The organism is Desulfoplanes sp. PS50, from assembly GCF_053851535.1.
Map to the genome: position 1 here is coordinate 1 of NZ_JBSPZA010000032.1, position 11,543 is coordinate 11,543.

The 11,543-nt window shown below is 52.9% G+C and carries 10 protein-coding genes; 6 read left to right on the forward strand and 4 right to left on the reverse strand.

The features are described from left to right. Positions 1 to 227 precede the first annotated feature (227 nt). Complete coding sequence (locus ACTVJH_RS13080; RefSeq protein WP_455991480.1) at positions 228 to 1,037, forward strand: metallophosphoesterase; 810 nt, start codon at positions 228 to 230, stop codon at positions 1,035 to 1,037. Positions 1,038 to 1,324: 287 nt separating this feature from the next. Here the strand turns inward: ACTVJH_RS13080 and ACTVJH_RS13085 are convergent, their stop codons facing one another. Next, entirely contained in the window at positions 1,325 to 2,002 is a 678-nt protein-coding gene (locus ACTVJH_RS13085) for a CBS and ACT domain-containing protein (protein WP_455991482.1), read from the reverse strand. A 181-nt stretch (positions 2,003 to 2,183) separates the two neighbouring features. Between ACTVJH_RS13085 and ACTVJH_RS13090 the strand changes: the two genes are divergently transcribed. The 4 genes from ACTVJH_RS13090 to ACTVJH_RS13105 all read left to right on the forward strand — a co-directional run bounded on the left by ACTVJH_RS13090 (position 2,184) and on the right by ACTVJH_RS13105 (position 6,445). Continuing rightward, a complete protein-coding gene (locus tag ACTVJH_RS13090; RefSeq protein ID WP_455991484.1) occupies positions 2,184 to 3,590 on the forward strand; it encodes an MATE family efflux transporter in 1,407 nt (468 codons plus the stop codon). Positions 3,591 to 3,890: 300 nt separating this feature from the next. Further along, positions 3,891 to 5,063, forward strand: coding sequence for an ATP-binding protein (locus ACTVJH_RS13095; protein ID WP_455991486.1), 1,173 nt, complete (start codon positions 3,891 to 3,893; stop codon positions 5,061 to 5,063). Positions 5,064 to 5,121: 58 nt separating this feature from the next. Then, positions 5,122 to 5,406 (forward strand): N-6 DNA methylase, encoded by a 285-nt coding sequence (locus tag ACTVJH_RS13100; RefSeq protein WP_455991488.1) that lies wholly within the window; start codon positions 5,122 to 5,124, stop codon positions 5,404 to 5,406. Next, positions 5,396 to 6,445 carry a PDDEXK nuclease domain-containing protein gene (locus ACTVJH_RS13105; protein WP_455991490.1) on the forward strand — a complete coding sequence of 350 codons (1,050 nt, stop codon included), beginning with the start codon at positions 5,396 to 5,398 and terminating at the stop codon, positions 6,443 to 6,445. Before ACTVJH_RS13100 ends, ACTVJH_RS13105 begins: the two co-directional genes overlap by 11 nt. Positions 6,446 to 7,043: 598 nt before the next feature. Here the strand turns inward: ACTVJH_RS13105 and ACTVJH_RS13110 are convergent. The 3 genes from ACTVJH_RS13110 to ACTVJH_RS13120 form a co-directional block, all read right to left on the reverse strand. Continuing rightward, the gene (locus ACTVJH_RS13110) at positions 7,044 to 7,745 is read right to left on the reverse strand and encodes a queuosine precursor transporter (RefSeq protein WP_455991492.1); all 702 of its coding nucleotides are present in this window, start codon (positions 7,743 to 7,745) and stop codon (positions 7,044 to 7,046) included. Positions 7,746 to 7,879: 134 nt separating this feature from the next. After that, positions 7,880 to 8,194, reverse strand: coding sequence for a J domain-containing protein (locus ACTVJH_RS13115; protein WP_455991495.1), 315 nt, complete (start codon positions 8,192 to 8,194; stop codon positions 7,880 to 7,882). A gap of 112 nt (positions 8,195 to 8,306) precedes the next feature. Continuing rightward, entirely contained in the window at positions 8,307 to 9,170 is an 864-nt protein-coding gene (locus ACTVJH_RS13120; RefSeq protein WP_455991498.1) for a hypothetical protein, read from the reverse strand. A 317-nt stretch (positions 9,171 to 9,487) separates the two neighbouring features. On the opposite strand from ACTVJH_RS13120, the gene speA reads away from it, so the two are divergent. Beyond that, positions 9,488 to 11,407: a biosynthetic arginine decarboxylase gene (gene speA, locus ACTVJH_RS13125; protein ID WP_455991501.1), complete on the forward strand. Its 1,920-nt coding sequence runs from the start codon at positions 9,488 to 9,490 to the stop codon at positions 11,405 to 11,407. Positions 11,408 to 11,543 lie beyond the last annotated feature (136 nt).

Consider the following 11,543-nt stretch of genomic DNA (forward strand, 5'->3'; position numbering starts at 1 on the left):
TTTTCGGCAAAAAGTCCGGCAACGGCTTGATGAACGATGCCTGGCTCGGTCAGACAGTCAAACCGCCCGGAACGGGGCAAGCCGGCCACTCTATTCCAGGTACTTGGACAAGAACAAATTTGCCTTGGGCTGGTCATTAGGGGTGATCATCGACAGGTGATCAAACCTGCGTGAAGGGTAAGGGCACGTGGAGCATGTGGTGGGGTCGAGAAAGACAGCGAGGATCAATGCATAGACAATCAGTGAACGATCATTCATGTTCTCTGCCTTTGGTGCAGGGCAAGGGACTCTTTTTCGTGGCTGATCCGCATGTGGCGGATGGGTCGCCTTTCGAACGGGAGGGCGACTATTGCAATCAGGTTTTGGAAAAACTGCGGTTCTGTCTTCAGGCGGCCCGTGATCAGGATTTGATCCCTGTTTTTCTGGGGGACATGTTCCATTGGCCCGTGGAGAACTCCGAAGCTGTGCTGGAAGAACTCGCTGTGATGTTCACCCCCCATCGTCCATGGGTATTGGTGGGCAACCACGACAAACATCTGGACGCCCAGGCCATTACGCCCGATGTGTCCTTGATGCGGCTGCAGACACGCGGGGTGATCCGCCTCATCCATCGGCCCGGTCCGGTGTTCCGACTGAAGACAATGGACGAGACCATGCTCCTGGGCGCTTCGCCGGACGGCTACCCCCTGCCGTCATCCTTTACCGGCCCTGAGAATGAAACCGTTATCTGGATCGGCCACCACAATGTCGCCTTTGCGGATTTCAGGGACAAACCCGTGCCCATCCGAGAAATCCCCGGTGTCCACTGGATGGTTAACGGCCACATTCATCGCCCCCAGCCTTCTGAGGTGAAGGGTATGACCCGATGGGTCAACCCCGGCAACATCACCCGCCTGACCCTGACTACCTACACGATGAAGCGCAAGCCCACAGCAACCATCTGGCGGCCCGGCTGCGACGATCTCGAGCGGGTGATCATTCCGCATCTGCCCATCGAGACCATTTTTTCGGGAGCGAGTCATCACCCTCAAGGATAAAGATATACGATACAGGATGTTTGATCCTCATGGCGGGGCGGATTGACGAACGTCAGGATGCGTCATCCCGGACTTGATCCGGGATCTTCATGGATTTGGCGTTGCCTTGACGTTTTGGTCACGTCCTTGGCCTTCAAGATCCCGGCCTGCGCCGGGATGACGGAATTTCGGACCTCGGACTTCCGCGCCGCCTCGTCCTCTTTTCTCCAAACGCACACAAACCGGGACGAACATAACACTCGCCCCGGTTTTTTCTGTCATCTGTGTTCTGTCTTCGGTCCTCTATTTCACAACGCTGTCGGATGCACCGTATCCCGGACACAGAAGATGAGGTCGTATTTTTCTTCAAGGGATTGTCTGAGCTGATTTTCTTCGGATTTATCCATGTCCGCGATACGGATATACACGCGCCGGCTGTCCGGGCCGCCCTGGTCATAGGAGGTCAGGATGCTGATGATCCGGGCCTTGAAGGCGCGCAGGTCGGTCAAGACCTCCTTGAGAGAACCCGGAGTGTCGGGGAGCTGGAAGCCCATCTGCAGCCCACCTTGGTAGACCCCGGTGATGTCGATCATTACATTGAAGATGTCCGTTTCCGTGATGATCCCGACAACCTTGTCGTCATCGTCGACCACGGGCAGCCCTTCGACCTTTTTTTCGCGCATGACAACAGCGGCCTTTTCAACCGTTCCGTTTTCGTTCACACAGAACGGATTCCTGGTCATGATGTCCTTGATCTTGATTTCGGACAAGAGGTAGTAGAGTTCGTGCACGTCCAGGGTGGTTGCCTTGGAGGGTGAGGCCTCTTTGATGTCCCTGTCAGTGACGATACCGACCATTTTGCCGTTTTCATCGACCACGGGAAGTCTGCGGATGCCCTTTTCCTTGAGTATCTTGGACGCCTTCATCATCGATGTATCAGGGGTCACGGTGATCACGTCCCGGGACATCCATTCGCTGATCAGCATGGGTTGCCTCCTTGGTAAGCTGCTGGTTGGATTCGATCTTCACGCATATGAGGATACATTTTATATTGTTGGATGATACCTAGACCTTTTTTTATTTTTCGTCAAAACGCTTTCTTGCCAAAGGACTCGGGTTGGTTCTTTGATGGTCTTTTGAAAATCCAGAGCTCTTCAAGGAGGGCGCTTGTCTGCAATTCCTTCACCTGCGGCCGTCATCAGGTCGCCGTACAAAAACATCTGGAAGCTTTCATGGCCCCAGGTGGTCATGATGTTTTTTCATTTTACCATCGGATTCGTGGATGTCTGGGTGGCCGGACGACTGGGACGTGACGTCCAGGCGTGCATGGGTATCATTACCCAGGCCCTGTTTTTTTTCCTGGTGGTGGCCATGGCCTTTGCCAACGGGAGCGTGGCCACCATCAGCCAGTCTGCGGGAGCCGGACTTGTCCGGCGTGTACAGCGTTACGTGGGGCTGGGGCTGGAGGTGGGGGCCGTTCTCGGTGTGGTTCTTTTCCTGGGTGGACTGGCGGCCCGGCCCGTGCTTTTCAGCCTGCTCCAGATACCCGAAGGGGTGGAAGAGGTGGCCCGTTATCTCTTCAACGTCTATCTGTTCATCCTGCCTGCCTATTATCTGTACATCATCAGCAACGCCGTATTCAGGGCCCGAAAACAGGTCATGTGCCCGCTCTACGCCATGATCCTGGTGACCACGGTGAACACCCTGGGTGATCTCGGATTCGGTCTCGGCTATTTCGGGCTTCCCAAACTGGGGTACAAAGGGCTGGCCTGGGCCACCTTTTTTTCCATCCTCATGGGAACCCTGTTCAATCTTCTGGTCCTGTGGAGAAGCGGGGCCCTGGCCAGAAAGAGTTTTGCCCCCTGGAAATGGGTGCGATGCGCCTTGCCCTATCTGTTCAAGGTGGCCTGGCCGGCAGGCCTGATGCAGCTCATCTGGCATTCCGCCTATCTGTTTCTTTTTTCCATTACCGCCTCTCTGCCGGAAGGGCAGGTGGTCGCCCTGGCCGGAATGAGTGCCGGAATCCGGGTGGAATCCCTGTTTTTTCTGCCCGGATTTGCCTTCAATTTTACGGCGGCCATCCTGGTCGGTCATTATCTTGGAGCCAGGCAGCCCAAAGAGGCCAAGGCCTTTGGATATCGTATCCTCGGATTGGCCATGATCGTTGTTTCGGTGGTGACTGCCCTTGCCTGGATGTGGCTGGACGAGATCGCCCTGTTCGTGGCCCCGGATCCGGCCGTGCATGCGGTGGCCGTGAACTATCTGCACTATAATCTGGCAGCCCTGCCTTTTGTGGTCATATCCATGGTCCTGGGTGGAGCCCTTTCCGGAGCGGGCGCGACCATGTATCAGATGGGCGTGACGGGAACGTCCTCCTGGTTCATCCGTCTTCCCCTGGCCTGGTTTCTTGGCCATGTGTTTTACGGAAATGCCGAAGGCATCTGGATAGCCATGTTCATTTCCATGGCCATCCAATCCATGGCCATGCTCGCGGTCTATCAGTTCGCCCCCTGGCAGCGGTTTGCCATGCGTGGCAATGGTCGGAGAAAGGCCCCCACCACCCAACCGGGGTGAATGACAATCCGCAGTCGTCGGAAGCATGCGCGATCGACAAAATAAAAACCAGGCAAGCAGGCTGAACCGAGGAAAACGCAGGGCAGGTGCTGATATTGGATTTTCATACGATGGTATCGTATAGTTTTGTTGATTTTCATGCGATGCCATCGTATGAATTCTTTTGCTTAGTTGGGGGCACGCCGGCCATCATGTTTCAGGTACTTGCATAAGAACACATTGTTCTACAAGTTGCTCCCTGAATCGTTGATCTCCTGTATGTTCTGCTGCATTTCAACCTTGAATCTGCGTGGGGTATCCATGGATGATCTTCTGTATCAATATAATCCCTGGTGGGATGGCGATTTCCCGCAGGATGTCTTGAAAAAACGGCCCGGGTATCTGAAGCGGCTGGAAGCGTGTCTGGAGCGACAACAGATTGTTTTTCTTGCCGGTTTGCGACGTGTCGGAAAGACCAGCCTGATGAAGCTGATTGTCAGGGAGCTCGTGGACAGGGGCGTGGATCCCTCACGAATTCTTTATGTCAGCCTCGATGACTATCTGCTCAAGGACACGACCATTGCCGATATCCTGGATGCGTACAGAAAAATCCACAAGATCCCTCGGGATGAAAAAATCCACGTGTTTTTCGATGAGGTTACCCATCTTCCCGACTACCATCTTCAGCTCAAGAACGTGTACGATGCTCAGAATGTGAAAATATTCGCGGCCTCGTCATCGAGTTCGCTGCTTCGGGACGACAAGGCTGCGTTGACGGGCCGTTCGGTCATGGTGGAGATCCGTCCTCTCGATCTGGAAGAGTTTCTCGATTTCAAGGGCGTTGTCATCAAGGGACGTGACCGACATCTTCTGGACCCCTATTTCAAGGAGTACATGCAGGTGGGCGGGTTGCCCGAGAACGTGATCAGTCCGAGTCGGGAGTATGTCATGGAGTTAGTGGACAATATCGTTCAGAAGGATATCGTCGCCTACCATGGTTTGCGAAATTCACAGACGGTCCGGGATTTTTTCATCCTGCTCATGGAACGGAGCGGCAAGCAGGTCAGTTTTGCCAAAACGGGCAATATTCTGGGAATTTCTCCGGATACGGCGCGGAGGTATTTGGGATATTTCATGTCCACCTATCTGATTCACGGAATCCAGAGGTGGGGCAAGACCAACGAACGTCTGCTATCGCCTCAGAAGATCTATGCCGGGGATCTCGGGATCAAATATGCCTTTCACGGAAACAGGGATCTGGGCAGCTATCTGGAAAACTACATCTATCTCTGTTTGCGGGCGGAGAAACGAGTTTTCTATGTCTACGAAAACGGTGTGGAGATCGATTTCTATACTGAGGACAAAGTGCTCATCGAATCCAAATACTATGCAGAGATGACGGAAAAGCAGGCCCGGCTGTTCGCATCTTATCCGGCGAACAAGCGTCTCCTGATCGACTCCATTGGAAAATTGCGTCTGTTGCAGGATATCTGAAGGCAGAAGTGGTCCCCAAAATTTGGACAGTCGATTAAGCTTCGCTTAGGTCCAAATTGTGGAGGCCACTTCTTACCACGCCTGGCGGGGTGAAACAAAAGACGGCACGTACGAAAACAAGGCCGGGTATTGTAAATCCGTGACATTGGAAGAGATCAAGGGAAATGACTATGTGCTCACCCCTGGAAGATATGTGGGTGCTGCCGAGATTGAAGATGATGGGATTCTCTTTAAGGTAAAAATGTGGGAACTGAGCCGCTTTCTGGATGGTCAGATGCAGGAAGGGGAGAAGCTGGATGCGGTGATACGGAAGAATTTGGAGGTGTTGGGATATGGGGAATAAAAAGGACGAGACACAGAATGGTGCACCCTCCGAGCTCCTTTTCTTGGACATCCGGCACCTCATCGTAGAAACCAGGGCCGGGGTTGCCGTTGCCGTAAATATGGGAATGACCCTTCTTTATTGGAAAATCGGCAAGCGGATACAAGAGGATATACTTCAGAGTAGCCGCGCAGAATATGGGAAAAAAATTGTCGCTACACTGTCGCGACAATTGACCCGAGAGTTTGGCAAGGGTTTCGAGGAAAAAAACCTTCGTCGACAAATCCAATTCGCAGAAACTTTTCCAAACCAAGAAATTGTCGCCACGTTGTCGCGACAATTGAGTTGGTCCCATTTCAAGATTCTTTTACCTCTGGAAAAGCCCCTACAGCGGGAATTTTATACCGAGATGTGTCGGGCCGAGGGCTGGAGCGTCCGAACCTTGCGGAAAAAAATCGACTCAATGCTCTACGAACGTACCGCCCTCTCCAAAAAACCGGATGAAGTGATCCAACATGAATTGCAGCAACTCAAGGAAACCGACAAACTCTCACCGGATCTGGTTTTCCGTGACCCGTATTTTCTGGAGTTTCTTGGCCTCAAGGACCGCTATCTGGAAAAGGATCTCGAAGATGCCATCCTGAGAGAGCTTGAACAATTTTTGTTGGAGCTTGGGACCGGATTTGCCTTTATGGCCCGCCAACAAAGGATTCAGCTGGACACTGAAGATTACTACATCGACCTGCTCTTCTATCACCGAGGCCTAAATCGTCTCATCACCATCGACCTAAAATTGGGCGACTTTAAAGCGGAGTATAAAGGCCAGATGGAACTTTATCTCCGATGGCTGAACAAACATGAACGCCGCGCCCAGGAGGATGAACCCTTGGGCATCATTCTCTGCGCCGGGAAAAAACAGGAGATGATCGAACTTCTGGAATTGAATCAGTCCGGGATTCATGTGGCTGAGTATCTGTTAGAATTGCCATCTCGGGAATTGCTCGAAAAGAAACTGCACTCTGCGATTGCATCGGCTAAAGAGCGGATTGGCATAGTTTAAGGGGCAGAGGAGGGTTTCGGGTATGGTGAATGATCCTCCACACGTCAGAAACAATCTGGGCTGGCTAAAAAATAGGCAGTTAAAAATTTGAGTAACTATTCAGGTGCATTTCTCAAGAACCAGAATTACGAATTTAAGAAATTTAAGAGATTTAATAAATTACAAGCGGTTAGCGTCCAGGTCCGCAATTTCTAAAATTTCTGAAATCCTTAAATCTCTGAAATTTACGGGCTGGCACTCAAATCTAACGATATATTCCAGCCTGTTGCTCCTGCTAAATTTTGACCTGAATAGTTACAAATTTGAGCAGTCCACGTATGGCGGGCGAGATAAAGGATAGCTTGTATGAGAACGAGGTCGAGCATTACAAGTTACTGACATTAAAAGGAATCAAGTCCAACGAGTATATGCTTGCGTCGGCATGAAGTGGGTGCTGCCGAGATTGAAGACGACGGGATTCTCTTTAAGGTAAAAATGTGGGAACTGAGCCGCTTTCTGGATGGTCAGATGCAGAAAGGTGAGAAGCTGAATGCGGTGATCAGGAAGAATCTATTCCTGTCGGGATGTGTGTTTTTTTTTGAAAAGAGATGGAATCGGATCAGGCCGTGGCCTGCGTCTCGAGTTCACAATGGCCCTTGTGGATACGCCGGGCCAGATAGATGAACGGGGTATCCATGACCCCCATGATGGTTTTCATCAGGTAGGTGGACACAACGATCTGTATCCAGACGGAGGTTTCAAAGACGCCCCAGAAGGCGATGGTGCAGAAGACCAGGGAGTCCAGTGCCTGACTGATCAGGGTGGAGCCGTTGTTTCGAAGCCAGAGGTGTTTGCCTCTGGTCCATGATTTGAGAAGATGGAAGGCCCAGACATCGTGCCACTGGGAAACCAGATAGGCGACCATGCTTCCCAGGGCGATGCGGGGCATGAACCCGAAGATGGCCTGAAGATGGGGCTGGGCAAAGTCATCGACTGCCGGGGTGAAGTACAGGGCGATCTGCATGTACACGGTTACCAGGATCAGGGCTGAAAATCCCAGCAGAACGCCTTGTCTGGCAGCCTTTTTCCCGTAAAATTCACCCAGGATGTCGGTGGTCAGAAACACACTGGCATACAGGACGTTGCCCAGGGTGGTGGTGATGCCGAAAAGCTGGACCGTTTTGATGACCTGGATGTTACAGGTCAGCAGGCTGAAGACGATCATGGCCAGCAGTCCTGCCTTGCCAAAGAAACGGAAGGCCAAAAGGACCGCAGTCAGGTCCAGGAGGGCAAATCCGATCCAGAGGATTTCATTGCTCATGAGATGTTGCTCCAAATACGTGGACTTCAAACAAACAGGGGATGTGGTAGAGTGGGGCGGCATGTTGTGCCGGGCTGCCGTGAAGTGACCCGCCCTTTACGCATCGGTTCGAGAAATGGCAATGTTGGATTTTATCACTTTCGCGCGGGTCCCCACAAGGGGTCGTTTCCGAATCTCTCGAACCACCACTCTTCTTTGGACATGTACTTGCGAATGTCCTGTTCTCTGAAAGAAAACTGGTATTCCGTGCAATAGGCGCGGATGATTGCATAGGCGGCGTTGAGCTCTGCAGTCATTTCGTTGTATTGGGCCACGTCCTGGTCAGATGTACATTTGTCGGGATGCCATTGCCGGATGAGCTCCTTGTAGCGGGTCTTGATTTCTTCCCAGGATGCCTGTTCAGGCAGACCCAGCGTTTCCTTGGCCTTGATAATCTCTTTGCAGGTCACGATTTCTCCTTGGGATGTTTCAAAAAACAAAGCATGAGCCTCTGGTGGGCACAGGTCGTGTTCATGGGGCCGCTGGTGGCAGGGATACCCGACTCGGAGGCATCAGAGACAATCAGCGCCGCCAGAATTTTTCCTGGGCATAAACGACGATGAATCCCTTGTAGTGCAGGTAATAAACGGGCTCTCCATACAGTTGGGAATAATGAAAGGTCTGATCGGATGCATCCATATTCCTGTATGCAGCTGTCGGGGCATTGGGATCGTTGATGTCGACACGGGCCCTGAAGGCATTCCGGGATGTCGTGTGGGCCATGTCCAGCATATCTTCGAATCCCCCTAATTCTGCCTTGTCCCAGGGCCAGTTGTCCGATCTGGCCAGGAAGAAGAACTCGCGGGGTTTGGCCTTGGAGGTTCGGCAGGCCACAATGTTCTTTTTTCTTCTCCGAGTGGTCACCGTGCTGACGGAAATCCCGGCCTTGCGGGCCAAGTCCTTGTCGTTGATCTGGCCCAGAAGCGGATCCCATTTTGTCCAGAATATTTCCGGGTTCTTTTTAAGCTGATGGCTTGAGCCAAAAGACGGTATGTCCAGTTTTTTCCGGCGCCGGCTGACCAGAGTGGCACTGCATCCGATCTGTTTGGCAAGCGCAGTGTCCGGCATGGTTCCCAGAAGGTGATCATGTTTGGACCAGTCAACACGTCGTGGAGAATAGCCGGGTATACCCAGATGACGGCGTCTGGCCTTTACCTGGCTGACAGGACACCCGATGCGCTTGCTCACTTCCACGTCGGATATGCTGCCCAGCAAACGGTCGTAGCTGTCCCAGTCAACTAATTTTTTTTCGAGTATGGCCGGGGGAATCCCGAGTGATCGTCGCCGTAATGTGACCACATTGGTGGAAACCCCGATCATCCTGGCCAATTCGGTATCCGATAAGGTCCCCAACAAGTGATCGTACGCGTCCCAATTTACTTCCACTCCTCACCTCCTGTCCAATGAGTGTGCTCTGAACCGATCTAGCACAATGATCTTCGGAGAACAAACAAAACCAAGGCAGGGAAAATACAGGAAAAAAGATGGTGTGTTCCCTTGTTGACATTGCGGAGAAGGTCATGGAATTTTGCGTTTACATCCGCCTGCCAAAAAGCATACAAGCTGCCCTGCAATTCAACCGGATTGTCTTGCTGCGGGGTTTAGCCGTGCCGGCTGCCATGTCGACCGCACTGGTACAATGAGTGATTGTTCCTTTTCCCTCGTTCGAAACAGTGAGACCTTGAACACGCGAGGATACTGCCATGATCAAGAAACAGGCCTTGGAACGCTGGTCCGTTCAGGATTCTGCTGATTTGTACAATATCAAGAATTGGGGAATCGGTTATTTCGATATTTCCCCCAAGGGGAACGTGGTCGTGACCCCCTTTCTGAACAACCGTGAAGTTGCCGTGGATCTGACCGATGTCATCGCCGGCATTCGGGACAGAGGCTATGAGATGCCCGTTCTTTTGCGTATCGAGAATATTCTTGATTCCCAGATAAGCTCCATGCACGAAACCTTCAGGGCCAAGATGAAGGAATTCGAGTATCAGGGAGCGTTTCGGGGCGTCTTTCCCATCAAGGTCAACCAGCAACAGCAGGTGATCGAAGAGATAACCCGGTTCGGCGAGCAATATCATCACGGACTCGAGGCCGGGAGCAAGGCAGAGCTCATCGCGGCCCTGTCCCTTTTGAAGGACCGCGAGGCCTGCTTGATCTGCAACGGGTACAAAGACGAGGAATTCGTGGATCTGGGGCTGTACGCCACCAAGATGGGGGTGAAGTGCTTTTTCGTCCTGGAGATGCCCAGCGAACTTTCTCTGGTCCTCGAGCGGTCCAGGGTTCTGAAGATCAAACCCCTTATCGGTGTGCGCATCAAGCTCTCCACCCAGGCCGGGGGGCATTGGACGGATTCGGGAGGGGACCGGTCCATTTTCGGGCTCTCTTCAACCCAGGTGGTCGAGGTCGTCGATACCCTCAAGGAGCAGGGCATGCTCGATTGTCTCCAGCTTTTGCACTACCATCTTGGTTCCCAGATTCCCAATATTCGGGACCTCAGGTTCGCCGTTCTCGAGGGGTGCCGGGTCTATGCCGGTCTGGTAGCCGAGGGCGCGCCCATGGGATATTTCGACCTCGGGGGAGGGCTGGCCGTGGACTATGACGGGTCCCACACCAATTATACCAACAGCCGGAATTATTCCCTGGACGAGTATTGCGCGGACATCATCGATACGATCATGACCACCCTGGATGACGATATCATTCCCCATCCTGTGATCATCACCGAATCGGGGCGGGCCACGGTGGCCTATTATTCCATTCTTCTATTCAACGTCCTGGACGTGAGTCGGTTCGAGGCGCCTGAACTGCCGGAGGGGCCTGTGGAGGGCGATCCCGAGATCATCACCAACCTGTTCGAGGTCCGGGATGTGCTGACACTCAAGAATCTCCAGGAGTGCTACAACGACGCCATGTATTACAGGGACGAGGCCAGGCAGCTGTTCAAACACGGTCAGCTCACCCTGCGGCAGCGTTCCCTGGTGGAAAAGATATTCTGGCATATCATTCTGCACGTGGCCAAAGAACTCAAGAACCTCAAGTTCATCCCCAAGGATCTCCAGCACCTTCCCGATGCCCTGGCCGATATCTATTATTGCAATTTCAGCGTGTTCCAGTCTCTGCCCGATGCCTGGGCCATCGATCATCTCTTTCCGATCATGCCCATCCATAGACTGAACGAGATGCCCGGAAAGCAGGCCACCCTGGCGGATATCACCTGCGATTGCGACGGCAAGATCGACCGGTTCATCGATATCCACGGGGTCAAGCGCACCCTGTCCCTGCACGAACTCCAGGACGACCAGGAATATTATCTGGGCGCCTTTCTGGTCGGAGCCTATCAGGAAACCCTGGGTGATCTGCACAATCTGCTGGGCGACACCAATGTGGTCAGTATCCGGATCACCGAGGACGGTGACTTTTCCTTTGTCCGTGAACTGGAAGGGGATTCGGTGGCCGACGTGCTCTCCTATGTGGAGTACGAACCCAAGAACATGCTCGAGGATTTCCGCAGGATCGCCGAACAGGCCGTGCGCGACAGACGGATCACCCCCCAGGAGCGGGGACGGATCATGAAGGTCTATGCGGACGGGTTGCGGGGATATACGTATTTCGAGAGATAAAGTGCGCAGTGCGCAGGAATCAGTACGCAGGAAAAGAAAGGAGACGGGAGGCGGAGACACGGGAGACACGGAGACGGGAGACGGGAAAAAAGTGCGCAGTACGCAGTGCGCAGGAAAGGCGGGAAAAGTGAATGCT